The 25,298-nt window shown below is 68.0% G+C and carries 28 protein-coding genes and 1 pseudogene; 16 read left to right on the top strand and 13 right to left on the bottom strand.

The window, feature by feature from the left end; translation table 11 throughout:
• Positions 1–66 precede the first annotated feature (66 nt).
• Positions 67–1,140 carry a redox-regulated ATPase YchF gene (gene ychF / locus SLQ33_RS13850; protein ID WP_319454437.1) on the top strand — a complete coding sequence of 358 codons (1,074 nt, stop codon included), beginning with the start codon at positions 67–69 and terminating at the stop codon, positions 1,138–1,140.
• A gap of 31 nt (positions 1,141–1,171) precedes the next feature.
• Positions 1,172–1,576 (top strand): ester cyclase, encoded by a 405-nt coding sequence (locus SLQ33_RS13845; RefSeq protein ID WP_319454436.1) that lies wholly within the window; start codon positions 1,172–1,174, stop codon positions 1,574–1,576.
• Between the two features lie 49 nt (positions 1,577–1,625).
• Here SLQ33_RS13845 and SLQ33_RS13840 read toward each other — a convergent pair whose 3' ends face one another.
• Entirely contained in the window at positions 1,626–2,054 is a 429-nt protein-coding gene (locus tag SLQ33_RS13840; RefSeq protein ID WP_319454435.1) for a VOC family protein, read from the bottom strand.
• A gap of 84 nt (positions 2,055–2,138) precedes the next feature.
• Here SLQ33_RS13840 and SLQ33_RS13835 point away from each other — a divergent pair, with 84 nt between their 5' ends.
• From SLQ33_RS13835 to SLQ33_RS13825, 3 genes are all read left to right on the top strand, one after another.
• Positions 2,139–2,390, top strand: coding sequence for a DUF433 domain-containing protein (locus SLQ33_RS13835; protein WP_319454434.1), 252 nt, complete (start codon positions 2,139–2,141; stop codon positions 2,388–2,390).
• Positions 2,387–2,746, top strand: coding sequence for a DUF5615 family PIN-like protein (locus tag SLQ33_RS13830; protein WP_319454433.1), 360 nt, complete (start codon positions 2,387–2,389; stop codon positions 2,744–2,746). Before SLQ33_RS13835 ends, SLQ33_RS13830 begins: the two co-directional genes overlap by 4 nt.
• A 133-nt stretch (positions 2,747–2,879) precedes the next feature.
• Entirely contained in the window at positions 2,880–3,308 is a 429-nt protein-coding gene (locus SLQ33_RS13825; protein ID WP_319454432.1) for a hypothetical protein, read from the top strand.
• Positions 3,309–3,393: 85 nt separating this feature from the next.
• On the opposite strand, the gene arr is transcribed toward SLQ33_RS13825, so the two are convergent.
• Positions 3,394–3,804, bottom strand: coding sequence for an NAD(+)--rifampin ADP-ribosyltransferase (gene arr, locus SLQ33_RS13820; RefSeq protein WP_319454431.1), 411 nt, complete (start codon positions 3,802–3,804; stop codon positions 3,394–3,396).
• 205 nt (positions 3,805–4,009) lie between these two features.
• Between arr and SLQ33_RS13815 the strand changes: the two genes are divergently transcribed.
• A complete protein-coding gene (locus tag SLQ33_RS13815; RefSeq protein WP_319454430.1) occupies positions 4,010–4,756 on the top strand; it encodes a class I SAM-dependent methyltransferase in 747 nt (248 codons plus the stop codon).
• Here the strand turns inward: SLQ33_RS13815 and SLQ33_RS13810 are convergent, their stop codons facing one another.
• Positions 4,757–5,770 (bottom strand): GTP-binding protein, encoded by a 1,014-nt coding sequence (locus SLQ33_RS13810; protein ID WP_319454429.1) that lies wholly within the window; start codon positions 5,768–5,770, stop codon positions 4,757–4,759. It lies immediately after the preceding gene.
• 19 nt (positions 5,771–5,789) lie between these two features.
• Complete coding sequence (gene gntH, locus SLQ33_RS13805) at positions 5,790–7,100, bottom strand: guanitoxin biosynthesis MBL fold metallo-hydrolase GntH (RefSeq protein ID WP_319454428.1); 1,311 nt, start codon at positions 7,098–7,100, stop codon at positions 5,790–5,792.
• Positions 7,101–7,555: 455 nt separating this feature from the next.
• Here gntH and SLQ33_RS13800 point away from each other — a divergent pair, with 455 nt between their 5' ends.
• Positions 7,556–7,753 carry a type II toxin-antitoxin system VapB family antitoxin gene (locus SLQ33_RS13800; RefSeq protein ID WP_319454427.1) on the top strand — a complete coding sequence of 66 codons (198 nt, stop codon included), beginning with the start codon at positions 7,556–7,558 and terminating at the stop codon, positions 7,751–7,753.
• Positions 7,750–8,117: pseudogene (locus tag SLQ33_RS13795) on the top strand (type II toxin-antitoxin system VapC family toxin). The gene SLQ33_RS13800 and the pseudogene SLQ33_RS13795 overlap by 4 nt, the downstream one beginning before the upstream one ends.
• Positions 8,118–8,182: 65 nt before the next feature.
• Here the strand turns inward: SLQ33_RS13795 and SLQ33_RS13790 are convergent.
• Entirely contained in the window at positions 8,183–8,428 is a 246-nt protein-coding gene (locus tag SLQ33_RS13790; protein WP_319454426.1) for a hypothetical protein, read from the bottom strand.
• A 181-nt stretch (positions 8,429–8,609) separates the two neighbouring features.
• Between SLQ33_RS13790 and SLQ33_RS13785 the strand changes: the two genes are divergently transcribed.
• Positions 8,610–8,963: a VOC family protein gene (locus SLQ33_RS13785; protein ID WP_319454425.1), complete on the top strand. Its 354-nt coding sequence runs from the start codon at positions 8,610–8,612 to the stop codon at positions 8,961–8,963.
• A gap of 8 nt (positions 8,964–8,971) precedes the next feature.
• Here SLQ33_RS13785 and SLQ33_RS13780 read toward each other — a convergent pair whose 3' ends face one another.
• Positions 8,972–9,226 (bottom strand): hypothetical protein, encoded by a 255-nt coding sequence (locus SLQ33_RS13780; protein ID WP_319454424.1) that lies wholly within the window; start codon positions 9,224–9,226, stop codon positions 8,972–8,974.
• 294 nt (positions 9,227–9,520) lie between these two features.
• Between SLQ33_RS13780 and SLQ33_RS13775 the strand changes: the two genes are divergently transcribed.
• On the top strand, positions 9,521–9,778 hold the full coding sequence (locus SLQ33_RS13775) for a hypothetical protein (RefSeq protein WP_319454423.1): 258 nt from the start codon (positions 9,521–9,523) through the stop codon (positions 9,776–9,778).
• Between the two features lie 18 nt (positions 9,779–9,796).
• Here the strand turns inward: SLQ33_RS13775 and SLQ33_RS13770 are convergent, their stop codons facing one another.
• On the bottom strand, positions 9,797–10,489 hold the full coding sequence (locus tag SLQ33_RS13770) for a guanylate cyclase (protein WP_319454422.1): 693 nt from the start codon (positions 10,487–10,489) through the stop codon (positions 9,797–9,799).
• 26 nt (positions 10,490–10,515) lie between these two features.
• On the opposite strand from SLQ33_RS13770, the gene SLQ33_RS13765 reads away from it, so the two are divergent.
• Complete coding sequence (locus SLQ33_RS13765; protein WP_319454421.1) at positions 10,516–10,677, top strand: hypothetical protein; 162 nt, start codon at positions 10,516–10,518, stop codon at positions 10,675–10,677.
• A gap of 6 nt (positions 10,678–10,683) precedes the next feature.
• Here SLQ33_RS13765 and SLQ33_RS13760 read toward each other — a convergent pair whose 3' ends face one another.
• Positions 10,684–11,469: an adenylate/guanylate cyclase domain-containing protein gene (locus SLQ33_RS13760; RefSeq protein ID WP_319454420.1), complete on the bottom strand. Its 786-nt coding sequence runs from the start codon at positions 11,467–11,469 to the stop codon at positions 10,684–10,686.
• Positions 11,470–11,497: 28 nt separating this feature from the next.
• Here SLQ33_RS13760 and SLQ33_RS13755 point away from each other — a divergent pair, with 28 nt between their 5' ends.
• Positions 11,498–12,448 carry a hypothetical protein gene (locus tag SLQ33_RS13755; protein WP_319454419.1) on the top strand — a complete coding sequence of 317 codons (951 nt, stop codon included), beginning with the start codon at positions 11,498–11,500 and terminating at the stop codon, positions 12,446–12,448.
• A gap of 61 nt (positions 12,449–12,509) precedes the next feature.
• On the opposite strand, the gene SLQ33_RS13750 is transcribed toward SLQ33_RS13755, so the two are convergent.
• Entirely contained in the window at positions 12,510–15,755 is a 3,246-nt protein-coding gene (locus SLQ33_RS13750; RefSeq protein ID WP_413467656.1) for a PE family protein, read from the bottom strand.
• Between the two features lie 64 nt (positions 15,756–15,819).
• On the opposite strand from SLQ33_RS13750, the gene SLQ33_RS13745 reads away from it, so the two are divergent.
• Positions 15,820–16,134 carry a hypothetical protein gene (locus SLQ33_RS13745; protein ID WP_319454417.1) on the top strand — a complete coding sequence of 105 codons (315 nt, stop codon included), beginning with the start codon at positions 15,820–15,822 and terminating at the stop codon, positions 16,132–16,134.
• Positions 16,135–16,140: 6 nt separating this feature from the next.
• Positions 16,141–16,782: a hypothetical protein gene (locus SLQ33_RS13740; RefSeq protein ID WP_319454416.1), complete on the top strand. Its 642-nt coding sequence runs from the start codon at positions 16,141–16,143 to the stop codon at positions 16,780–16,782.
• A 138-nt stretch (positions 16,783–16,920) separates the two neighbouring features.
• On the opposite strand, the gene SLQ33_RS13735 is transcribed toward SLQ33_RS13740, so the two are convergent.
• The gene (locus tag SLQ33_RS13735) at positions 16,921–20,556 is read right to left on the bottom strand and encodes a PE family protein (RefSeq protein ID WP_319454415.1); all 3,636 of its coding nucleotides are present in this window, start codon (positions 20,554–20,556) and stop codon (positions 16,921–16,923) included.
• Between SLQ33_RS13735 and SLQ33_RS13730 the strand changes: the two genes are divergently transcribed.
• Entirely contained in the window at positions 20,501–21,427 is a 927-nt protein-coding gene (locus tag SLQ33_RS13730) for a hypothetical protein (protein WP_319454414.1), read from the top strand. The genes SLQ33_RS13735 and SLQ33_RS13730 overlap by 56 nt on opposite strands.
• Here the strand turns inward: SLQ33_RS13730 and SLQ33_RS13725 are convergent.
• Positions 21,424–21,642, bottom strand: a complete 219-nt coding sequence (locus SLQ33_RS13725) for a hypothetical protein (protein WP_319454413.1) — start codon at positions 21,640–21,642, stop codon at positions 21,424–21,426. The two genes, SLQ33_RS13730 and SLQ33_RS13725, sit on opposite strands and share 4 nt — an antisense overlap.
• 409 nt (positions 21,643–22,051) lie before the next feature.
• Between SLQ33_RS13725 and SLQ33_RS13720 the strand changes: the two genes are divergently transcribed.
• On the top strand, positions 22,052–23,473 hold the full coding sequence (locus SLQ33_RS13720; RefSeq protein ID WP_319454412.1) for an HNH endonuclease signature motif containing protein: 1,422 nt from the start codon (positions 22,052–22,054) through the stop codon (positions 23,471–23,473).
• A gap of 27 nt (positions 23,474–23,500) precedes the next feature.
• Here the strand turns inward: SLQ33_RS13720 and SLQ33_RS13715 are convergent, their stop codons facing one another.
• Both SLQ33_RS13715 and SLQ33_RS13710 read right to left on the bottom strand, forming a co-directional pair.
• On the bottom strand, positions 23,501–23,872 hold the full coding sequence (locus SLQ33_RS13715; RefSeq protein ID WP_319454411.1) for a limonene-1,2-epoxide hydrolase family protein: 372 nt from the start codon (positions 23,870–23,872) through the stop codon (positions 23,501–23,503).
• The gene (locus SLQ33_RS13710; RefSeq protein ID WP_319454410.1) at positions 23,869–25,296 is read right to left on the bottom strand and encodes a purine-cytosine permease family protein; all 1,428 of its coding nucleotides are present in this window, start codon (positions 25,294–25,296) and stop codon (positions 23,869–23,871) included. Before SLQ33_RS13710 ends, SLQ33_RS13715 begins: the two co-directional genes overlap by 4 nt.
• Positions 25,297–25,298: the final 2 nt, after the last annotated feature.

Below are 25,298 nucleotides of genomic sequence, written 5' to 3'. Positions count from 1 at the left end.
ATTCGCGCAAAGAGCGCTGCCAGCGCGCGCGGGCGTGCCGGTGGCGCCGCCTAGACTGTCCAACCCGTGGGCCTCAACCTGGGAATCGTCGGACTGCCGAACGTGGGCAAGTCAACTCTATTCAACGCGCTGACACGCAACGACGTGCTGGCGGCGAACTATCCGTTCGCGACCATCGAGCCGAACGAGGGTGTGGTGGCGTTGCCCGATCCGCGGCTCGACAAGCTCGCCGAGATCTTCTCGTCGGAGAAGACCGTGCCCGCGCCGGTGACGTTCGTCGACATCGCCGGGATCGTGAAGGGCGCGTCGGAGGGCGCCGGGTTGGGCAACAAGTTCCTGGCCAACATTCGCGAGTGCGACGCCATCTGCCAGGTGGTGCGCGTATTCGCCGACGACGACGTCGTGCACGTTGACGGCAAGGTCGACCCGAAATCCGACATCGAGGTCATCGAGACCGAGCTGATTCTCGCCGACCTGCAGACGTTGGAGAAGGCGGTGCCGCGGCTGGAGAAGGAGGCGCGCAACAACAAGGAGCGCAAGTCCCTTCACGAGGCGGCGGTGGCGGCCCAGGCGACGCTCGACGGCGGTACGACGCTCTTCGCGGCGGGTGCCGACGCCGCGGTGCTGCGTGAACTGAACCTCATGACCACCAAGCCGTTCCTCTACGTCTTCAACGCCGACGAGTCGGTGCTCACCGACGACGCGCGCAAGGCCGAGCTGCGCGAGCTGGTGGCCCCGGCCGACGCGGTGTTCCTCGACGCGAAGATCGAGGCGGAGCTGCAGGAGCTCGACGACGAGTCGGCCGCCGAGTTGCTCGAGTCGATCGGGCAGACGGAGAAGGGCCTGGATGCGTTGGCCCGGGCGGGTTTTCACACCCTGAAGCTGCAGACGTACCTCACGGCAGGCCCGAAGGAATCGCGCGCCTGGACGATCCACCGCGGCGACACCGCGCCCAAGGCGGCCGGTGTCATCCACACCGACTTCGAGAAGGGCTTCATCAAGGCCGAGATCGTCTCGTACGCCGACCTCGTCGAGGCGGGTTCGATGGCCGCGGCGAAGGCTGCGGGCAAGGTTCGCATGGAGGGCAAGGACTACGTGATGGCCGACGGCGACGTGGTGGAGTTTCGCTTCAACGTCTAGTCGAACTCGTCGTCCTGATCGGATAGCGTCGATGGACCACGAAACTGCCAAGGAACTAGCGGACGGCTACCGCGCCTACCTTGCGTCGGGAGACGGTGGGGTATTCAGGATGTTTTCTGAGAGCTTCTTCGACAACGTCAGTGGCCGGTCCGGACTGGAAATCTTTCAGGTCGTCGGTGAGTGGTTGGCCACCAGCCTCGACCAGCGGTCAGCTGACGTTCATCTCGTGACGCACTCCGACGACACGGTCGTGATCTGGTGCACGGTTCGCGGTCGGCACATTGGCAACGGCTTTCCGCGTCTGGCTGGCAAACAGGTCAAGGGCAACCACGTCAACTGGCCTCAGGTCCACATTTTCCGCTTCGCGAACGGCTTGGTGGTCGAGCATTGGGCCGTCCGCGACGATGTTGCACTACTGGAGTCCGTCGAGGCCTGAACGTGGTGGACGGCGACGTGGTGGAGTTCCGCTTCAACGTCTAGACCCGTTACGGTTCAACGTCTGATAGGTGGTTTCCGAAGTATTGAACCAGGCAGAATTCGTGCCCTTCGGGATCGAGCATGACAAGGACGACGCCCTCTTCGTGGTCGTTGCGAATGCCCGCCCACCGTCCGCCAAGGTCCTCGACCTGCCTTACGCCCGTGGCGATGTCGTCCACTTGCACGTCCAGGTGGATGCGTACCTTTGTGGATTTCGGTTCGGGTACGCGCTGAAAGGTGAGTCGCGGAAACTGCCCCGAGCGCGAGCCCACAGTCGCCCAGTTCGGATCGTCCCCATGCTCGTTCGACCTCGGAATGGTTAGCAAGGCGGCCCAGAAAGTCGCCATCCGAATGGGATCGGCGCAATCGATGGTGACTCCGGACCAGCGGTTTGTCATCGTCCCTCTCTGGTGTTCGCGGGTGGAGTTCTGGGCCACCGGGTGAGTGCAGGACTGCTCGCTGCGTGTCGGTGGGCCCACCTACGGTGACATTGATCTCGTACATCGGAAAGGTGGGGGACAATGGGTGTTATGCCGAGTGCCGCCAGCCGTCTGGATCGCATCACAGTTGATCCTTCGGTGCTGCACGGCAAACCTGTAATTCGTGGGTTGAGGCTTTCGGTGCAGTCTGTCCTGGAATTGCTGGCCAGCGGTATGTCCTTCGATGAGGTGTTGGCGGACTATCCAGACCTGCAGCGTGACGATCTGCTCGCAGCGCTGGAGTACGGCGCGTTGGTGGCTGGAGGCCAGCAGCTGTTTCCGTCCGGATCGTGAAGTTTCTCGTTGATGCGCAGCTGCCAGTTCGATTGTGTGACTTCCTGATTCGTTGTGGCTATGACGCAGTCCATGTCTCGGCACTGCCCGACGGTAATAGGTCGTCTGACGCCGTCATTGCTGAGACCGCAGACGCGGAAGATCGCATCGTTGTCACCAAGGATTCGGATTTTCGACACTCGCATCTGACTGACAGCTTGCCCCGGCGGTTGTTGATCGTCGCAACGGGCAACATCTCCAACACTCAACTGCTCAACCTCGTCGAAGCTCGCCTCGAGGATCTGTCGAACGCCTTCGGTGGTGCTGATTTGGTGGAACTGCGTCCAGATCTGTTGGTGGTGCATCAGAGTCGATGACGTTGTTCGGCGGCGTAATCCGGTCGAGTTCCGGTTCAACGTCTAGTCAGCAACCGAAGAAGTAGGCCCTTACGACTGGACAAGTGTCCAGCTATCGTGACCATCACGTTGATGGGAACGGAGCTGGGCAGAGATGAGCAAGGTACCGAGCCGGAAGGCCCGCTTGGCGCACGCGTCCAAGCACGCCGATCTGTGGAATGCGGGCAAGAAGGACGCGTGGGTGGCATCGTGGCGCACCATCTGCCCCAGCGAGGTTCGCATGTTCGACCCAGTCGGAACCGAGGAGAAACGCGGTTTCGCAGCCGCTACGTCGGACGCCTTCGACACGTTCCAGTCGATCCTCAAGATCAACATGATCACGGTTCAGGTCAACGGGAACGAGATGGCGTGGGTGTGCGAGAACCACTTCGGCACCGAGCCCAACGTGCAGATGGCACACAGCATCGAGACGTTCGCCTGGGACGATGACGGGAACCTGCTCATCAAGACCTACTATCCGATGCCGGAATCCGTTGGTGGCGAGGCCGACCCGTATGCCCACCTGTTGGAGGAACAGAAGTAGTCAACGTGGACGGCGACGTGGTGGAGTTCCGGTTCAACGTCTAGGTGTTTCCGCAGCGGAGGCGGCCTGTGCGGAAGGGGACGAGCTAGTTGATGATTTCGGCGCTGCCATCCAGACGGTCTTCGGCCAGCCGGTCTCGCCACATCTTGAGAGCTTCGGGTGTCAGTCGCGTCCAGTCGGTGACCTCGCCAACGATTCGGAGTGGTTCCCTGCTGCGATAGGAGCGGGTCGGATTGCCAGGGAACTTCTTGTCGGTGACGTTCGGATCGTTCTCGAACTCCCCGGTCGGTTCGACGACGTACACCCGCGGGAATCCGTCGCCGGCGGCGAGTTCAGCGGCGAGGCCCGCGCCGTCTCGCAACGCGGTGAAGTAGATGTGATTCATCACGATTTCTGGCCGGTAGTTGGAACGGAATCCGGCGGTGAAATGGTCTCCGGGCCGCAATTCGGCCTTTGTGCCGTGATAGAAGGGCCCCTCGTCCGACGTCCCTTTCATCGCCACAAGGTTATCAATCCAGGGCTATCGTGACGTTTATCGACGTCGGGAGGTGGAGGAGTTCCGCTTCACCATATAGCGGCAGAAGATGTGACGCTACGCAGCGCAACCGCGTTTGCCATCGGTGTGACCGCGCGCCGTCCGTCGAGTTCAACCGGAACGACGAATTGGCTCGATGACGCGGTATGCGATCTAGCATTGCACGGTGAGTTTTGCCGTTCCGCCGGAGGCCTATGCCCGTTTCATGGGCCGATACGCCGAGCCTCTCGCGGAGGTCTTCGTGGCATTTGCCGAGGTCGATGCGGGCGACAAGGTGCACGACGTCGGCTGTGGACCGGGCGCGCTGACCGCACACTTGCTGTCGATCGGAGCCGAGGTCGCGGCGATCGATCCATCACCGCCGTTCATCGACGCGATCAGCGCGCGCTTCCCAGGCGTTAGCGCACGTCTAGGTACGGCGGAGGAATTGCCTTACGACACTGCCGCTTTCGACGCTGCGCTCGCGCAATTGGTGGTGCACTTCATGACGGATCCAGTAGTCGGCGTCAGGCAGATGGCGCGCGTGACTCGGCCTGGCAGTGTTGTCGCAGCATGCGTGTGGGACGGGCCGACCGGCGCACTGGCCCCGTTCTGGGATGCAGTGCACGTGATAGACCCCGATGCTGAGGATGAAGCACTCCTCTCCGGGGCGCACATGGGGCACCTGACTGAGCTATTCGAAACTGCGGGCCTGCGCGACGTGGAAGAAGATTCGATTGCAGTCGATGTCGTGCACCCGACGTTCGAGGAGTGGTGGGAGCCATACACATTCGGTGTAGGTCCCGCCGGTGACTACGTCGGGCGACTCGATGACGATGCTCGCCCACGTCTCGAATCGGTGGCTCGCGAACGACTGGGTAAGGGGCCGTTCACCGTCACCGCTACCGCGTGGGCCGCCCGCGGGACCGTGTGATTACGACGTGGTCGTTTGGTTCGCGGCCAGCGCCAGCTCAAACTGGACCTGCAGCGATGCAGTGTCGATGCCACCGCCGCCGATGACGACGAGCTGCGTGCGCGGCGTGCGCTCCCCCCAGGCATCCCATAGCGAGATGTCCACCCGCTTGCCGACCACCTGCAGCACAGCCCGGCGTTCTGGCACGTCCGATGTGTAGATGACGCCCTTGGCTCGATAGATGTCAGATGGCAACTGGCGCATCACTTCCCGCAATGCCTCCAGCGATACGGGAAGCTCGCTCTCGTAGCACCAGGAGCTGAAAGTGTTCGACGGGTCGTGCGCGTGGTGGTCTTCGACGGCGTGCATCGGGAGGTCCGCTTGCGCCGGGTCGAAGCGCCCGACTGAGAGCAGGACCTCCAATGGCACGTCGCCGTGGCTGGCCTCGACGAGCCGGTAGCGGTGAAAGCGGCTGTCGAGCCACGCTCTGATCTGGTCGAGCCGGGCTCGATCCACCAGGTCCACCTTGTTCAGGATGATCATGTCGGCGAAGGCCATCTGACGAATCTTGAGTTCCATCAACTCGGGGACGGCCAACACCTGTTCGGCGTCCACCACACAGATGATGCTGTCCAGCCGGATGCGATCGCGGAAGCAGTCCGCACCAAAGGTCACCATGATCGCCGAAGGATCGGCCACCCCGCTGGCTTCGAGCAGGATGTATTCCGGCCGCTCGGGACGGTTGATCGTTGCCATCGTGGTCTCGATGAGATCGTCGCGGATCGTGCAACAGATGCAGCCGTTGGCCAGGCTGATCACATCGGATTCCACGCCGACAATCAGCTCGGCGTCGATGTTGAGCGACCCGAAGTCGTTGACCAGAACCGCCACTCTCAGCCCGTGATCACCACTGAGGATCCGATTCATCAGCGTCGTCTTGCCCGCACCCAGAAATCCGGTCAACACCGTCACCGGAATAGCCGCCGGCCCGGTGCCCAGGTCGTGGTCGATTGCCTCGCAGTCCAACGGTTGCATGGGTATCCCGGGAAGTACTTCAGCCGAGCTTCATGCGGAAGTTCTTGGGGAAGTTAGGGGTCTGTTCCCGATACACCTCCGGCGGGTAGTACAACGCCGGGTCGATCTCCAAGTCGCGCGTCGCCTGCTCCTGGATCGCATCGCGATAGTACTCGGGGTCGGGGAAGACAATTTCCAGCGGTTCCGCTTGTCCGTCAGGGGATTTGAGCTTCTCAAGCTGGTCTGGACTCAGCAGCAGCGCCGGATCGGGTCGGGCTGGATTGGCGGCCTCGGGTAACACGGCATCCCGAACCCAGATGGCGTCCTTGGTGACGTTCACGACCGTCACATCCAATCCGAATTCGAACCACCCGTCGTAGTGCGTCCGGACGCCGGCGATCATCTCCGGCGCTGTCCCGGTGTCGTACTCGAGGTGAGTGACCATTCCGAGCCGCGGTTTGAGTTGGTTGAGCAGATATCCGACCGCGTACGGGACGGTGTGGGCACTGTCGATTGTCGTATTGCCAATGAGCTGAGGTATCCCCATCCGTGCTTCCGAGAGACTTCCCAGGTCGGCCTGCATCTCGGTGACGAATACATCGACACCCTTCGCGTACTTCAGCGTTAGTTGGTCCGGACGGCCGTCACCCGTCCACACGAAGGACATGCCGTTCCAGTCGAGCCGATAGGCGCTGGCCCCGTCCATTACGTGGGAGCGCGGCCAGTGCCGAACCTGAACGCCGTTCTTGTCGTAGCAGAGGCCGTTCTCGTCTTTCCAGTCAAACTCGTTGACCTCAACCTCATACCCGTCGCCTACCGGAGATGCCTTGAAGGACTTGGTATGCCAGTGGGTCATCTGCTTCATGCCCTCGATCATGGCCTTCGTGCCGTCCTTCGGCGTACGTCCCGAGGGGCCATGCACCCGCAACGGCTTCCAGCGCAGCAGCCAGGGCGCGAAGCAATAGAGGTAGGGCAAGTCCGCAAAGTGGTCGACGTGGAGATGCGACAGAAAGATGTCGTTGACCGCCATGATCGGCACCTGCATGGCGACGATGTTTCGGAGACAGCCCGAGCCCAGGTCGAAGAAGAACCGGTCACCGTTGCCGAGTTCGACCATCATGCTGGTGCCGGCCTGGTCGCGCCGCGGCGGGAAGGGGCAACTTCCCATGAAGGAGATCCGCATTTCGTCCGGGCCGAGCTTCTCGCCGACCGGGTAGTAGTTGCTTGCGTTCACCACGCTGGGGGTCGGCCGGAAATAGGGCGGCAGGCTGATCCCGCTGCCTGGTTTTCCGCCGTAGGGGTTCTTCGCCGCAGATCTTTGACCGTTGCCCTGTTCTGCTGAAGTGGTCATCGTGGTCCTCTCTTCTCACATGATCGGGATGAACGACGACGCCATCGCGGAAAGCGCGACAGCGTTGAGAATGACCCCAGCCGGTGATGCGGGGAGTCATCGAGTACGGCGCCGATGATTGGACCAGTCACGCAATGGTTTTCGACCGGCCGGTGGCGCAATCCCGAACCAGCACAGGACGACTCGGGTAGCGGGGAAGCCAATTCACGCCTCCTTTTCACTCGAAGGCGTGATCACCGTCGGGCGATCCGTCGCGAGCACCACTGCTTGACGCCCGAGGCCCCCAGACTAGGCCGTGTAGTTGTCCGACGGCGGCGTTTAACCGTCACGTCAGCGACGCGCCACGGAGTTTGATTGAACGTCTGCGTTCCGTGGATCGGTCAGCAGTAGCTGCAGCGGCATTGGCGGAAGCGTGGCATCGTGGATTGCATCAATGATGCGCGGAGAGGTGTCCGATGAGAACGACGGTGACCATCGACGACGAGCTGCTGGCAAAGGCAGCCGAACTGACCGGCGTTCATGAGAACGTCGCATTGCTCCGGCAGGGGTTGCAGACACTCATCCGTGTGGAAAGCGCTCGGCGACTCGCCGCACTCGGTGGAACGGATTCACGGGCGGCGGCCGCACCTCGTCGGCGCAAATCGGTCGAATGATCCTGGTCGACACCGCGATTTGGATCGACCATCTGCACGCGACGGAGTCGGGCTCGTCGAACTACTAGGTGCCGATCAAATCGGCTGCCACCCATTGGTAGTCGAGGAAATGGCCCTCGGCTCGATAAAGCAACGCGACGTGGTGCTCGACCTGCTCGCCAACCTGTATCAGTTCCCGACGATCGATCATTACGAAGTCCTTCACCTGACTGATCGACGGCGGCTGTGGGGGCGGGGTCTGAGTACGGTCGATGTCCATCTGATGGCGGCGGTGGCGGTGGTCGGCGGTGCCCAACTGTGGACGAGGGACAAGCGCTTGAAGGCTGTCTGCGCGGCTGTCGGAGTGAAGTCGTTCGAGGGCTGACGTGGCTCAAGCTTCAGCCCGCCACCGGCTAGCCGATGGCGGGCTGAAGGTGACTTCGTGGCGGCCTAGTGCTGTGCGCCGGGCAGCTTGAAGCCGCCGGGGAGCGAGACGTCGACTCCGCCCGGGAGGGTCTGGCCACAGCGGTTGCACTCGACGATGGGGCCACCCCAGTCCGAGATGTCGATCGTCGGGCCCGGCCGGTCGGGGGCGGCCTGGGCGACGCCCGCGGTCATGCCCAATCCGGCGAGTGCGACGCCGCCCGAAAGCAGTGCCCCGACGATGATCTTCTTGAGCGGTTGTGTTGCGTTCATGTTGTTTTCTCCCTTGAAGTTTCGCGGTCTCGGTCGACCGCTGGGTTGTTGACAACATGAATGTAGGACCGCGTTCTTGGAAGATTCTCAAGGGATTTCGCATAGAAGGTTTGGCCCCGGTTCAACGTGGGCCCGCGTGGGTAGTCCTTGTCGGCTAGTCCTGCACGAAGGGAGAAATCGCATGCGCGCCAAACGCATCACGGCCAACCTACGGGTGGCCGACATCGAGGCGGCGAAGGGCTTCTACACCGAGTTCCTCGGCCTGGAGACCGAGGAGTTCAACATGGGGTGGGTGGCCCGCTACACGTCGCCTGAGAACGGGGTGAACGTCCAGCTGGTGACTGGCGATGCGACCGCGCCAGAGGACTCGGTCATCTCCGTACACACGGACGATGTCGAGGGCGCTTACGAGGAAGCCCAGCGCCTCGGCTACGAGATCGTGCATCCGATGACGACGGAGCCGTGGGGCGTGCGCCGGTTCTTCGTGCGCGCACCCGACGGCACCGTCGTCAACGTCGTGTATCACCGAGACTGAACCCGCCCTCAGAAGGGAAGATCCACCTGACCGTTCGAGGTGTTGGCTTCGTCGTGGTTCGAGTCGATGTACCCCAGCCGTTGGGGGACCTGGGGATCGGGGCCATACGGCACGAGCGGAGAGGTGCCCTCGTAGGCGAGGACGGACGTGTTGGCGGTCGTCGCCGTGACGGTGGCGGCGCCGGCGACGGGGGCGAGTGCGATCGCTCCACCGATTGCGGCTGCGGCCAACCACGGCGTAACGAACTTGAGCGTTGTCTTCATGATGTCCTCCGGTGTGCTGAGACGTCCTTTTTGGACTACCTCAGATCCTGGCGCGCACGCGATCCGGTGTCGTCACTGCTGACGCCCATTCCGACCCTCCTGCTAGCAGGAACACACGGCGGCGCGGGACACGCAATGAACTGTCCACCTAGCGTTTTCCAACGCGTTCCAGATGGGAGGATGTCACTGTTTCGTTCGTTGTCGGACGTAACGGTCGATGGCTGAATGGTCACTAGCCACTGCACGCGTCAAGGGCGCGGGCACCCTGTTGGGCGACAACGAAGGAGCAGGATTGTGAAGAAGTTCATCGTCACCGCCGTCGTGACCGGCGCGATGGCCGCGGCGGGACTCGGATTGGCCGCAACGGCAGAGGCGGAAACCGGCGCGGCCTACGCCACCATCGCCGACCTGAAGGCCCAGGGCTACAGCGTTCAGATCAACGGCGCTCAGGGTGACCTGTCGGACTGCACCATCGGGGCGGTCCACGGACTGATGCCGTCCAACCCAGGCGGAACGGTCTATGTCGACACCGTGTGCCGCGGCGGCTGCTGACCGGACGCTTTCCGGTTCCTAGAGCACGACGGAGATCTCGTCACTGAGTTGATAACCCGGGGCGAGTGGCAGCGTGTCGCCGCTCCAGAACTTGCCAGGATCGAACCAGTTCGCATCTTTGTCCGTCGCCAACAGGCCCATCTCCTCGTAGGTGATGGCGGCGACCTCCGCGCAATAGGCCGCCTCCAAACCGACGGTCCGTTTCTTGGCCTTCCTCCGCTGGCTGACTTCGCGCACCTTGTCGTCGACGACGGGAATGCCGCGGGTGAAGTCGTTCACCGTGGGGACCCGTCCACGGAACCAGCGTCCAAGCACCCCGGCGGTCGTCGGGAACGGCGTGCCGTCCATGCGCGCGATCACGCGCAACAGCTTGTCCTCCTGCTCCCGGGTCGCATACGGGGTCATCTGGCGCAGCCAGCACTTCTGCTCGTAGAGCACCATCCACTGCTCGACGGCCTCGCGGGCATCGTGCAGCTGAACGCCGCGGTGATGATCCCCGGTCCAGACGTCGAGCAGCTTCTGACCGAGCTCCGCGTGCCAGATGAGCGGAGGCAAGTCGTCGATGGCGACGGTCATCCCAACGTGGTTGACCGGCGCGTTGGTCAAGGTCTGGATTGCGCGGTCGGGGCCCGAGTCGCCGCGGAACAGCCAGATGTCCCCCGTCCGCGTCTCGGACAGCGCGCGGTCCAACGTCACCGTATTCGCGTTCACGTGGGCAGCTTAGGCAGACTTTGTCCATGCGAGGCATTTGGAAGTGGGTTGGGTTGGCCGGTGTCGCCGGCGTAATGGCCGGTGGAGTGCTGGTGGCGCGCGATCAGCGCAAGCGGAAGTCGTACACCCCGGACGACATCCGGGCGCGGCTGCACCAGCGGCTCGCGGAGGCCGGCCAGCCCGAATAGGGGCGGCTACAGCGCCACCGTGTACAGCCGGTGAGTTCCGCTGAAGCCCTTGAGCTCGACGTCGCGGCCTTCGTCGAAGGCAACGTCGTCGGAGGTTCCGACCGCCTCGCGCACCGGCTCGCTGACGAGCACTTCGCCACCTTCGGCCTGCCCTGCCACCCGCGCGGCCAGCGCCACGTTGCGGCCGAACAGGTCGTCGCCGCGGCGCACCGACTTGCCCGCGTGAATCCCGATGCGCACGCGGATGCCGTTCGGTTGCCTGCGCAGTTCGCGCTGCAGGTCGACGCCGCACCGCACTGCTTCCTCGGGCTGTGCGAACGCGATCATGAACCCGTCGCCCTGGCTCTTCACGACGTATCCGTGATGACGTTTGACGTGCCTGCCGACCATCTTGTCGTGGCGGTCGATCAACCTGACCCAGGCCCGGTCGCCGATGCGTTCGTTGAGCGCCGTCGACTCCTCGATGTCGGAGAACAGGATCGCGAGGCGTCCGTTGGGTGCGAGCCGGGCCAGGTCGGGACGCTCCACCTCGGCCCAGTCGGCGAGGTCCTCGATCGACGAGCGGACCGCCGCGCCCAGGCCCTCCTTGCGGATGATGTTGGCCGTCTGCCACATCTGCTTGACCGCTTCCCGGCCGCCCGATAGCAGGTTGGCGCGGGTGTCCACCTTTTGCTGCGCCTCGGCGAGTTCCTCGGTGCGACGGGCCAGTCGCCGAGACTGCACCACGATCACGACGGCCTCGATCGCGACGATGCCGCCCAGCACGTAAAGCGCGATCGTGGTTACCGTCACGGGACAAGTATTGGATGCTGAACCGGTGATGGCCGTCAAAGCCCCCTATTACGAGAGTCGTTTCGTGCGCGCGAACCATCCGGACGCGCCGCAGGCGCTCTGGTTGCGCGAGACGTTGTTGCTCCCGACGAGGGGCGAGTCGGTGGCCGACGTGTGGCTGATGGTGTTCGACCCCGAAGGCGCCGGGCACCGGGCGATCAAGGTGGGGCATCCGCTCGCCGACTCGGAGTACCGGTATCACGAATGGGCGGCGCGGATCGGCGAGGCCACCATCGACGACACCGCCGTGCGCGGGCAGCTCGCCGTCGACGGCCGCGCGGCGACGTGGGACCTGCGCATCGCTCCGGGGACGGCCGAGCCCGTGATGCTGCTCACCGAACGGGGCTACCGGGCGAAGTTCCCGACGGCGAAGACGATGGTCCGCAACCCGCTCGCCACGTTCGACGGCACGGTCGACTTCGGCGGTCGGCTCGACGTGACGGGGTGGCGGGGGAGCGTCAACCACAACTGGGGCCGACGGCACACCCCGTCGTATGCGTTCGGTCAGGTGTGCGGGTTCGACGATGCGCCTGAGACCAGCCTGGAGCTCGTCACCGCACGCGCAGCCGTCGGGCCCATCACCCTGCCTGCGGCGACGTTGTTCGTATTGCGCCATGGCGAAAGGGAGTTCGCCGTTCGCTCGGTGCTCGAAACCCGCCACACCAGAGGGGAATACCGGCCGTTTACCTCGTCGTTCGGGGCGCGCGTAGACGGTGCGACGATCGAGGGCGAGCTCACCGCCGAGCCGTCCGACGTCATCGGGTTGACGTACTTCGACACGACCGGGCACACGAAGTACTGCTACAACTCGGCGTTGGCGACGTGCCGGGTTCGGTTGTCGAGCAATGACTTCGGGACCGTCGAACTGGTCGCTACCCGTCGGGCCATGTTCGAGATCCTGTTGCCCGAGCCGCACGAGGGTGTCCCGCTGCTCGCTTAGATTCGCAGTCTCGGAGGCCGACGGCTCACCGCGGCGGCGGGTCGACGCGGTAGCCGGTGCCTCAGCCTGCGTCGCCGGATATGCCTCCCTGCCCGGTCGCGCCGACCGCACCGGCGTCACCCTTGGGCCCGTCGATGCCGTCTCTGGCCTCACTTCCGAAGCGGTTCTTCCAGGAGCCCCTTTCGCCACCCGCACCAGCGGCGCCGCCGCCGCCACCGCTGCCGCCGAGGCCAGGCGCTCCACCGCCACCGCGAGCCCCATCGACTCCCAACCCTTGAGCGGTACCTGCGGCTCCACCATTGCCGCCCGTTCCGCCGGTGCCGCCTGCACCGCCGGTACCGCCGTCCCCGCCGGGACCGCCGTTTCCGCCCTTGTGTATTGGTGTGTTGATGTCCATGAATACGGCATAGCCGCCGTTGCCGCCCGAGCCACCGGCAGCGCCTACGGTGCCAAGGCCGCCGGTGCCGCCCGCTCCGCCGGTGCCCCCGTTGCCGCCGTTGCCGGACTGCGACCCGCCGAGTCCGCCGGCTCCGCCGACCCCGCCCTCGCCGCCCTGGGCACCGGCCACGCCGGCACCGCCGTCACCACCTTGCCCGCCGTTGCCGCCATAAACGGCACCAAAGTTGATGAGTGTGTCGGCACCATTGCCGCCGTTCCCTCCTGGCGCGCCGTCACCGCCGTCACCGCCGTTGCCGCCGGGGCCACCACTGGCATCCCCGATGCCCACCTGCACTTCTTGGCCGTACGCGCCGTGACCGCCTACCTGGCCCGGGAGCACGCCATCCGCGCCGTTGCCGCCCTGCTCGCCGAAGAGGGCGCCGACCCCTTGATGGACCCGCGGAGGATCCGGAATCTTCCCGTCGGCCGCGCCGCCGATGAGCGGCGGGTTGACGCCGGTCGCGCCGGTCGCGCCGTTGCCACCGTTGCCACCGCTGCCGCCGTCGCCGACGGCTCCACCGTTGCCGCCCGCACCGCCGGCCCCGCCCTTCCCGCTGGCGGTCGTGGCGTCGCCGCCGTCGCCGCCGTCACCCCCGCTGGTCACCACGACGCCGTCGATGCCGTGGGTGCCTGCGCTACCGCCGGTGCCGCCGTAGCCAGCCAACCCGCCGGTCCCGCCTATGCCTGCGAGGCCAGGGTCACCGCCATTACCGCCCTTCCCACCGGCGGGATTGATGGCGTCACCGTCAGCGCCATCACCGCCGTCGCCAGGTTTGCCGGCGGCGCCGCCCTGCGCGCCTGCCCCGCCATTGCCGTTGACACCTGAGCCGCCCGCACCGAGGGCGCCGCCGCCGTTGCCACCGTTGCCGCCCACCCCGCCGCGACCACCGTCAGCCCCGCCGCCGCCGGCTTGTCCGGCGCCATCGTCGACACCGGACACACCGGCTGCGCCGTCAACACCGTTGCCGCCCCTTCCGCCGACCGCACCCGCCCCGCCGGAACCGCCCGCCCCGCCATTGCCGGAGGTCGAGCCGCCCAGACCGCCTGCCCCGCCGTAGCCGCCGTACCCACCGACCTTGCCTTCGGTACCCGAATCGCCCGCCGCGGCGCCGTCGGTGCCGTCCTCGCCGGCTGCGCCGCTTCCGCCGTCACCGCCCGTACCGCCATTGCCGACCGAGCCGGCGTTGCCGCCTGCCCCACCGGTTCCACCCTTCGCGCCGGGGGCGGTGGCGTCGGCGCCTTGGCCGCCGGTGCCGCCGTCGCCGCCGCTGGTGACCGCTTGGCCAGTGTCAGCGACGCTGTCGGTGCCGGGAATCCCGCCGGTGCCGCCCGTACCTGCCGCGCCGCCGGACCCGCCTACGCCGGCGACGCCGGCGTCACCGCCGTCGCCGCCCTTGCCGCCGGCGGAATTGGTGCTGTCACCATCCGCGCCGTCGCCGCCATCGCCGGGTGTGCCAGCATCTCCACCGTTCGCGCCTGCCCCGCCATTGCCGTTGGCGCCTGCGGTGCCCACCCCGAGCGCAGTGCCGCCGTTGCCGCCCGCCCCGCCTGCCCCGCCGTGTCCGCCGTTGGCCCCGTCGCCGCCGGCTTGGCCCGCGCCGTCATTGACACCGGACAGGCCCCCCGCGCCGTCAATCCCGTTGCCGCCCTTGCCACCAACCGCCCCGGCACCGCCGAACCCTCCAGCCCCGCCGTTACCGGAGGTCGAGCCGCCCTGACCACCGGCACCGCCGACACCGCCGGCGCCACCGTCCTTGCCCGCGGTTCCCGAAGAGCCCGCGACATCACCGTTGGTTCCGTCATCACCGGCTGCGCCGTCAGCGCCGCGTCCACCGTTGCCGCCATTGCCGACGGCGCCGCCGTTGCCGCCCGCCCCGCCGGCTCCGCCATTCACACCCGGGGTGGTGGCGCGTGCGCCGCGTGCGCCGTTGCCGCCGTTGCCGCCGCGGGTAATCGCGAGGCCTGTGATGCCGTCGGCGCCAAGGCTGCCTCCGGTACCACCGATGCCTGCCGCACCGCCGAGCCCACCTGCTCCAGCCTCGCCGGGATTCCCGCCGCTGCCGCCGGCGCCGCCGTCGAGGTGCGTGCTGTCGCCGACAGCTCCGTCGCCACCATCACCGGGTGCCCCGGCGTTCCCGCCGTCGCCGCCGCTACTGCCGCTTCCGTTGAGGCCCGAGATACCGAAAAGGCCACTCCTGCCGCCGTTTCCGCCGGACCCGCCCTTGCCGCCGGCCGCTCCGTTCCCGCCGTTTCCGCCAGCGCCACCCGCTTCGCCCGCGGCCGTTGCGTCGACGCCGTACTTGGCGAATCCGCCGTTGCCGCCTGCTCCGCCGATCCCGCCGGTCCCGCCCTTGCCGCCGTTGCCGATGAACAGCGCGCCGGCCCCACCGGCCCCGCCTGCTCCGCCTGCCCCGCCAGCCTGGCCGTTGCCACCGTCGAGGGCACCCGAAAGTCCTTGGGAGCCAGCAGCACCGGCTCCGCCGTCACCGCCCGCGCCTCCGATGCCGAACAGGAAGCCCGTCGCTCCACCGGCCCCGCCCGCACCGCCGGCAGCACCCGCGGTGACGGCGCTCGCGCCGTTGCCGCCCGTCCCGCCGTAGCCCATGAGCGACGCGCTCGCACCACCGGCTCCGCCGGCGCCGCCGTTCGCGCCGAGCCCACCGGCGCCGCCGTTGCCGAAGAACCAGCCGCCGGCTCCACCCGCGCCGCCCGCACCGGTGGCGTCGGTCGCGCCTGCACCGCCGTCGCCGAACAACAATCCGCCGGCACCGCCGTTGGCCTGGATCAGGGTTCCGCCCGCGACTCCGGCGGCGCCGTTGCCGATGAGCTCCCGGCCGATCAGCGCCACGGAGATCGGGTCGATGAACATGTCGAAGGCCACCCCGAACGGGCTGGCGATGAACAGTTGCCCAACGGTGTGGACCGGCTGATAGATGACCGCCCCGAACAACGTCACCGGATCGAAGGGCAATCCGACGACGGGGCTGGCCGGTGCCACGTTCGCCGCCGCCAACCGATTGGCGGTCGTCGAGTCCAGGTCGCGCTGGGTGAACGACGTGAACACCTCGAACGGCAGGGGTACCACCGGATCCACGGGTGCGGTCGGGACCAGCAGTCCAGTGTGGATCGTCGACGAGGCCGGCGGCACGACGATCAACGGTGGCGGCGCACTGACCGTCGGCGCGCTCGGTGTGGCCGATCCCGTCGTGCCGTCGGCCGCAGTGACAAAGGGCGTCAGCGCGTCTTGATCGGGCGTGTCGGTATCGCTTGTCGACCCGGCGGTGGCATCCGCGCCTGCCGTGATGTCGGCAGTGGCCGTCGAAGTGCTACTGGCGGTGGATGTTGCCGAACCCGACGTACTCGTGTTGCTGGTCGTTGACGCGGCAGCGGACTCGTTCGACGTGCTTTCGGTCGAGCTTCTGGTTGATCCGGTGGTCGTCGTCGCCGACACGGAGGTGGCGCCGCTGGTCGTGTTGGTGCTACTCGGGGAGTTGGTCGACGCGGTGTTCGCACTCGCGGAGGCGGCCGAGGGGCTGCTGTTCGTGCTGTCGGTGTCGGTGCTGTTCTTGGTCGAGTCGCTCGACTCGGTCTTGGTGCTCGCCGGCTCCGAAGTGCTGCCGCTGCTCGTCGCGCCCTCGCTCGAATCGGCGTGCGCCACGCCCGCGCCACTGACCAGTGCCGCGCCGACCCCGAGCGTGACCGCACCCGCTCCCAGCCAGATCAGGACGCGGGGATCGCTGCCCGAGTTGCGCCGCCGCCGCGCCGTGGCCCGCGCTTGCTCGGCCTTGGCACGGTTTCGAATCCGGTGCGGGCTCATCAATGACCTCCAATGTGTGGCAAACATCGCTATCGACACCCGGAATGGTTGTCGCCGCTGCGCGGGAAGTTCCCCGTAGGGCACTACTTGGGTTTCGGCCCGCGAATGCGAGCCACTACCTGGTTTCGACGGCCTGCCCGAACTGCCGAACCCTTTGCGCCTGGCTTGGCGCGATCGGTCTAGCGGCCTAACTCACCGTCTCGAGCCTGGCGACGGCCTAGACACCGCCGGCTCCGCCCGTTCCGCCGCTTCCACCGTCGCCGCCGATGACTCCAAAGACGCCGGTCGGGTCGTTACCGGGAGCGCCGGGCACGCCACCCTGGCCGGGGAAGGGCACGAGGTCGACGTATCGGGTCCCGCCCCCGCCACCGTTCCCGCCCGCTCCACCTACGCCGCCGACGGTGCTCGATCCGCCCGGCGCGAAGACACCGTCGCCGCCCTGGCCGCCGGTACCGCCCGCACCGCCGGCGCCGCCCGCGGTGCCGCTACTGTCGCCGCCCTTGCCGCCCTTGCCGGCCGCACCGCCATCGCCACCGCCACCGGAACTCGTAAGGTTGAGGGTTGAGCCACGGCCGCCGTTGCCGCCGCTACCGCCTGCGCCACCTGCGCCGACGTAGCCACTACCGCCCTGGCCGCCGTTGCCGCCGCCGCCGCCGACGAAACCGATGCCGAAGCCGCCGATGGTGCTATCGCCGCCGTTGCCGCCGTTGCCGCCCCTGCCCCCGATGGCGCCGGAGCCGCCGAAGCCGCCGCCGTTGCCGCTGCCGCCGGATATGAACGAGCCGCCGTTGCCGCCGTTGCCGCCGTTGCCGCCGTTGCCCATGGAGCCGGCTGCACCGGTTGCCCCGGTGCTGGACCCTTGGCCGCCGGCGCCGCCGCCGCCGCCCTCTGCGCCGTCCCCGCCGTTCATACCGCCCTTACCGTTCTTGTCGGATGGATTGGGCGAGTTGGTGCCGTCGGCGCCGTTGCCGCCGTTGCCGCCGTCGCCTCCGGTTCCGCCGGTGCCGCCGGCCCCACCGGCGCCTTGTGCGCCGGCTTGCCCGTTGGTTGCGTTGCCGCCGGCTCCGCCTTGGCCGCCCGTGCCGCCGCCGCCGCCGAGCCCACCATCGAGGCCTTCGACACCGGTGCCGCCGGAGGCGCCCGTCGTCCCGGCTCCACCGGTTCCGCCGACTCCGCCGGTGCCGCCATTGCCGGCGTTACCGGAGGTGCTGCCGCCGTTGCCGCCGACCCCGCCGATGCCGCCGATGCCGCCCTGGCCGCCGGCCGCGCCTGGCGTGGATGAATCGGTGGTGCCGATGCCGCCCTTGCCTCCGGTTCCGCCAGTGCCGCCGTTGCCGACCGCTCCGCCGTCGCCGCCGTCGCCACCGGCCGCGCCGCTGCCGCCGGGGGTGACGGCGTCAGCGCCTTTGCCGCCGGTTCCGCCGTTGCCTCCGCTGGTCGCACTGCTGCCGCCGGCGCCGGTACTTCCGGTGGTGGATCCGGTTCCGCCGGTTCCGCCGGCGCCGCCTTGTCCTGGGTCGCCGCCGTCGCCGCCGTCACCGCCAGCCCCGGTGGGGTCGCCGGTGAAGGTGCCGGTGGCGCCGGTGCCACCGGTGCCGCCTTCGCCGCTGGTGCCGCCTTGGCCGCCGTCCCCGCCGGCCCCGGTGCTGCCGGCCACGCCCGCAGCTGCAGTGCCTCCGGCTCCACCGTTGCCGCCTTGTCCTCCGGTACCGCCTTGGCCGCCGTCGCCGCCGTCGGTGCCGTCGGCACCTGGGGTGGCGCCGGTCGCGCCAGCCGCGCCGGTGCCGCCGGTACCGCCCTGTCCGCCGGTACCGCCTTGTCCGCCGTCGCCGCCGTCACCGGCCAGCGCGCCGCCGTTGCCGCCGGCTCCGCCGTTGCCGGCCAGTCCACCGTCGCCGCCGACTCCGCCGGTAGCCCCCGGGGTGGCTCCAGTGGCACCGGTGAGGCCGATGACGCCACCACCGCCGACACCGCCGTCACCGCCGTTACCGACCGAACCGCCGTTGCCGCCGGCCCCACCACTGCCCCCGGGGAAGACGGTGTCGTTGAAGGAGTAACCCGGTCCGCCCGCGCCGCCGTTGCCGCCGTTGCCGCCGCTGGTCGCGGTGCCGCCGTTGGTGCCATCCAGACCCGTGATCGATCCCACCCCGCCCTTGCCGCCAAGGCCTTGGGCGCCGGGGTCGCCGCCATCGCCGCCCTTGCCGCCGGCCCCGCCGAAGGAGCCCGGGTTGTCGCCGCCGTTGCCGCCGTCACCGCCGGCCGCGCCCTTGCCGCCAGCTCCGCCGGCCCCGCCGTCACCTTGTGCGCCGGCCTGACCTGCCGGTGCGGCGCCGCCGGCTCCGCCCTCGCCGCCGCCGCCGCCGTCACCGCCGGCCCCGCCGTCGGTCCCGTCCTCGCCGGTACCGCCGCCAAAGGTGGCGTCAGCGCCGTTGGTGCCCGCGGTGCCGTTCTGGCCGTAGCCGCCGTTGCCGCCCTTGCCGCCGACTCCGCCGTCACCGGCTTGGGTTCCGCCCTTGCCGCCGGCGCCGCCGTCACCGCCGGCGCCACCGGAGCCGCCGTCCTGCCCAGGCTCTGACGACGGGTAGACGCCGTGGGCGCCGAACCCACCGTTGCCGCCGGATCCGCCGTTGCCGACCGCCCCGCCGTCGCCGCCCTTACCGCCGGCCCCGCCGGCCTGGCCGCTGAAGACGAAGCCGTGACCGCCGTGACCGCCGTTGCCGCCGTTGCCGCCGCTGGTGGGTGTACTCCCAGCCGCGCCGTCGGCCCCCGCGATGAGGCCGGCCCCGCCGATCCCGCCGATCCCTCCCGCGCCGGGGTTTCCGCCGTCGCCGCCGTCGGCGCCGGCAACGCCAGAAATCGCCGACTGCGCCCCGTTGCCGCCGTCACCGGGCGCCCCGCCGTTGCCGCCGGCGCCACCGACCCCGCCCATACCCTGCAGGCCGAACCAGCCGCCCTGTCCGCCTTGTCCGCCGCCCCCGCCGTTACCGGCGGCCCCGCCGTTCCCTCCAGTTCCGCCGGCCACGCCGGTGGCCACCCCGCTGGTGCCGTTGGCGCCGGCCCCACCGACTCCGCCGATCCCGCCGATTCCGCCGGCCCCGCCGCTGCCGAGGAACAGCGCGCCGGCCCCACCGGCCCCGCCGGCTCCGCCCGCCCCGCCAGCCTGGCCGTTCCCGCCGTCGACGGCACCCGAAAGTCCTTGGGCGCCAGCACTACCGGCTCCACCGGCCCCACCCGCACCCCCGATACCGAACAGCAAACCCGTCGCTCCGCCGGCTCCGCCCGCCCCACCTGGAGCAACCGCGGTACCCGCTCCGCCGTCGCCGCCTGCGCCGCCGTAGCCCATCAGCACCGCCCCGGCGCCACCGGCCCCGCCGGCGCCGCCGTTGACGCCGAGCCCACCCGCGCCGCCGTTGCCGAAGAACCAGCCGCCGGCTCCACCAGCGCCGCCCACCCCGGTGGCGTCGGTCGCGCCCGCCCCGCCGTCGCCGAACAACAGCCCGCCGGCACCGCCACTGGCCTGGATCAGGGTTCCGCCCGACACGCCGGCGGCGCCGTTGCCGATCAACTTCTGACCGATCAGCGCCTGGGAGAAGGGGTTGACGAAGACGTCGAAGGCCACCCCGAACGGGCTGGCGATGAACAGCTGCCCCACGGTGTGGATCGGCTGATAGATGACCGCGCCGAACAACGGCACGGGATCAAACGGCAACCCGGCGGCGGTAGGAGTGGCTTGTGCCACCGTCGCGGCCGCAACGCGATTGGCGGTCGTCGAATCCAGCTCGCGCTGCGTGAACGACATGAACGCGGCGAACGGCAACTCGACCACCACCGGTGCGGGAGTCGTCGGGACCACCAGTCCGGACTCCGTCGGGACTACCAGTCCGGACTCCGTCGTGGTGGTGTTCGGCGGCGTGCTCGGCGTGACGATCAGCGCCGACGCCGCGGTACTTGGCGTGCTCGATGCGGTCACCGTCGCCGGGACCGAGGGCGTTGACGAGTCGTTGTGGGTCGGCGTCGCCGGAGCCGAATCGGTGTCGTTGGTGTCGGAGGGAGAGTTGTCGATCGACCCGGTGTTCGTGCTAACCGACACCGACGTTGCACCGGTCGTGGTAGTCGTGTTCGTGGCCGCGGCGGTAGCGCCGCCGGCCTTCGGCGCCGAACCGGTCGAGTCGGTGTCGGTATTGGTAGTCGCCGTCACCGATGTCGGCGGCTGGGTGGTGTCGGTCGCGTTGTGCGCGGTGCCGGTCGACCCGGTGTTCGAGCTCGCCGACTCCGAAGTGGTGTCACTGCTGCTGGCGCCCGCGCTCGATTCGTCGGCGTGTGCGACGCCCGCTCCGCAGGTCAATGCCGCACCCACCCCGAGCGTGAATGCGCCCACCCCGAGCCATGTCGTGACGCGGGGATGTCCGTTCGATTCGCGGCGTCGGCGCGCGGTGGCCCGCGCTTGCTCGGCCTTGGCACGGTTTCGGATCCGGTGCGGGCTCATGAATGACCTCCAATGTGGCAAACATCGCTATCGACACCCGGAATGGTCGCCGCAACTGTGCGGGAACTGCCCCGTAGGGCACTACTTGGATTTCGGCCCGTCAACGCGCGCGACTACTTGGTTTCGACGGGCAATCAACTCGCCGCGCTCAACGCACCGGTGTGGTGCAGACGCTTCGGGCTGTCCGACCGGCTCTGCACGCGCCAAGGGTGTCTTTCGCGTCGCGGCACTCCTTTAAGGGCGGGGCGACGAGGGTTTTGGGTGCGGCGGTTTGCTGAGCGCCGTGTCCAGTTTTCTTCGAGCCAGGTCGAGCAGGGTGGCGAAGCCTTCGGGTTCTATGTGCAAATAGCTGGAGATCACGTCGCAAGTCACTCCGGCGTCGTGCAGGCGTAGCGCCAGCGAGTGCGCTTCGGGCAGGCGGCGTAGCGCCGCCTCGTACTCGTCGGGATTCATCACCGTCGCTCGGATCTAGTGATCCAGGGCCGCTGCCGCCCGGACCCTGCGGGTAACCGTTGAACTGCGAGCCTCACTGGGCACGGGATCTCCTCGAGCTCGATTGATCTGGCGCTACGACACTGATTGATTCCGCACCCAATCCGACCCGTAGGGAACTACTTGCTTTCTCGACAAGCTCGGGTCGCGACTACTTGGTCCTGCCAAGCGGCCCGCGGTGCTGCGACGCAACCGCTCGGTCTGGCGGCCGAGGATCCACGGCTCCGCCGATACTGCGGGGAGATCGCACTTTCGGCCAGCGCGACGATCTCACCGCAGTGTCGATGATCGGCGAAAACTCTTCTGTCACTTCAGTTTCAGTAGTCACATTCGGCGAATTCTTGTCGGTGTGCGAACGTATGTTCGAATCATGTCGGGGACAGCAGTCCGGGAAGCGGTGGCAGCGTTGCGTGCCGCACTGGCCGACTGCGACCTCGAGCGCCAGACCGACGCTGAACTGCTCGAATTCCTCGACGAGATCGAGACGCTGTCGTGCGAGTTGCCGACCCAATGGCACCGTGGGCTGGCCCGACTGCAGACCGAGACCACTGCCAAGGCGATGGGCGCCAAGTCCTGGAACGAGGTACTGCGGATCCGGTGGCGCCTCTCCACCGCCGAAGCCGGCCGCCGGCTCGCCGAAGCGGCGGTGTTGGGCCCGCGCCAGGCGCTGACCGGACAACCGCTGGCACCCGTATTGGAGGCGACTGCGGCAGCGCAGGGAGCGGGGCTGATCAACGCCGAACACGTGGACAAGATCCGCGACGCCATGGGCCGGATCCCGGCGTTCGTCGACGCACCCACCCGTGAGCAGATCGAGACCGATCTGGTCCGCCTCGCCGTCGGCGTCGGTCCTGCCGAGCTGAAGAAGGCCGCCGACCGGGTGCTGTTCCTGCTCGATCAGGACGGACCCGAACCCGACGACACCGAACGCGCCCGCAAACGCGGGTTCAAGGTCGGCCCCCAGGGCCGCGACGGCCTGCGCCAGGTGACGGGAAACCTCACTCCCGAAGCGTGGGCGACCTACGAGGCCATCTTCGCCAAATCAGCGGCACCGGGCATGTGCAACCCCGAGGACCCCCAACCCTGTGTCAGCGGGACCCCGTCGCAGCAGCAGATCGACACCGACCACCGCACCCGCGAGCAGCGCCAACACGACGCCCTGGTCGCCGTCGGACGCAACGCGCTCGAGAGCGGCGAACTCGGCCAACACAACGGGCTACCGACCTCGATCATCATCCGAACCACCCTGCAAGACCTGGAATCTCGCGCCGGTGTCGGTGTCACCGGCGGCGGCACCATGTTGCCCATCGGTGACGTGATCCGACTGGCCTCCCACGCCCATCATTGGCTGGCGGTATTCGACGGCGCCACCGAACAGGCCCTGAATCTGTTCCGTGCCAAACGCGTCGCCTCCCCAGCGCAGCGGATCATGCTCATCGGCCGCGACGGGGGCTGCACCAAACCGTGCTGCGCCGTCGGCGCCTACGGCAGCCAGGTCCACCACGCGCTACGCGACTGGTCCGAGGGCGGCAACACCAACGTCGACGAACTCGCCCTGGCCTGCGGACCTGACAATCGCATGGTCGGGCCCGGGGGCTGGAGCACCACGATCAACTCCCGCGGCGAAGTCGAATGGACACCCCCACCACAACTCGACACCGGCCAAGCCCGAGTCAACTACTACCACCGCCCCGAACGACTCCTCCGACCCCCCGACGACCCGAAATGCCCGCGGGACAACGCTATTGGTGAACCCGGCGGCCCCGCACCACCGGAATGGCCGTGGGATTAGCCGAGCCCGTCCTGTTGGGTAGTCGGCTCAGCTGAGGGCGGCGGTGACCGTCGCCAGGTCGAAATAGTCGCGCCACACTGCGATCTTGCCGTCGCGCACTTCGAACACGCCCATTACGGGCAGGGCGATCTCGCCACCGCCCGTGCGCCGCATCCTGTCGGTCCGCTCATTCATCACGACGTTGCCGTGGCTGAGTTGACGGTGCACCTGGAAGTCGATGCCGTCGAATCCGTTCAGCATCACGTCCAGAACCTCCCTTATGGCCTCGCGTCCCTCCGCGGGCGGCATCGGAATGTTGTGGTAGACGCCGTCATCGGTGAAGTAGCTTGCGATCTGGTCGGGGTCGGGGGCCGCCCACAGCTTGCAGAATTCGGTGACGAGCTCGTTGGGCGATGTCATCCCTTGATGAAACGCACCGACGTCACGTAAATCAAGCCCGCCAACGCCGCCGAGCCCACCGTGCTGAGGTCAACGCCCCCAGCGAGTTCGGCCAGTGGCCCCACGTACAGCTCGGTGTTCACGGTCAGCACGCCGAACGTCGCACCGACGGCCCATGCGGTCACGGCTGGCACGTTCCAGCCGGAGGAGAACCAGTAGCGGCCGCCGCGACGCCCGTCGGCGAAGGCCTGCAGATCGAGGGGATCGTAGGAGCGCGTGGTCAGCGCGCCGATCGCGAGGATCGCCACCCACGGCACCAGGACGGCGTTGAGCGCAACGGTCATCGCGGTGACCGACTCGACCGCGTCGAAGACGAACACGCCGAGGTACAGCAGCACGATGGCGACGGCCGCGGTGATGACGGTGGTCTGCGTGCGCTTCAGCCGTGGCGCCACCCCCTCCAGGTCGAGGCCGCTCGCGTAGATGCACAGCACGCCCTGGCTCAGCCCGCCCAACACCGACATCACGATGATCGGCAGTACGAACCACCCCGGCGACGCGTTGACCAGATCGTCGAGATACGAGTCCGTCGGGTTGGTGAAGCTCAACGCCGTGACGGCACCGAACAGGCTCGGCAGCATCACGCCGACGAACATGCCGATGCCGAGCGCCACGCAGATCTGCTTGTCGCTGAACCGGATCGACGAGATGCGTCGGGTGTAGTCGCCGATCGTCGGGCCGTACGAGATCGGCGCCGCCGCGAAGAGCACCGCCGACAACGTCCACGTCTGCCAGAACCCGCCGAGCGCGTATTCGCCGCCCGGTGCGTTGACGTCGACCGCGCCCGCGAAGGCGAAGAAGCCGAGCACCATCAGCCCGCCCACGATGGGCACGACGAGCTTCTGCATCGCGACGATCGTGGCGTGCCCGTACAGCGCAACCGTCACCATGAGCGCCGCCACCACCGCGTAGGCGACCGCGTGCACGAGGTGGGTGGCGGGCGTGCCCAACAGTCGGTGAGCGGCCGCGACGATCGCGTCGCCGCTCGTCCACACCGTCACCGCCGCGAAGCCAAGGGCGATGGCCAGCGCCAGACCCGACCCGATGAACCGGCCGCGGATGCCGAAGAACGCGCCGCTGGAGACCGTCATGTTGGTGCCCGTTCGGGGGCCGATGACGGCCGTCGGGAGCACGGCGAGCGTGCCGACCGCGGTACCCACCGCCATCGACGTGACGGTCTGCCAGAACGACAGACCGAACAGGATCGCGAACGCGCCGAACACGACGTTCGTCCACGTCAGGTTGGCGCCGAGGAACACGGCCCCGAGATTGCGCGGCCGCGAGTCGCGGGCGGCTTCGGGGAGGTACTCGACGCCTGCGGTCTCGATGGCGCCGACGTGGTCGTCGGCCGACACCTCGGCGGGCTGGGTTGCGATGGCGGTCATGT

This window comes from Mycobacterium sp. RTGN6, assembly GCF_033804605.1.
Taxonomy (GTDB): Bacteria; Actinomycetota; Actinomycetes; order Mycobacteriales; family Mycobacteriaceae; genus Mycobacterium.
This window is presented reverse-complemented; position numbering and strand designations above follow the sequence as displayed.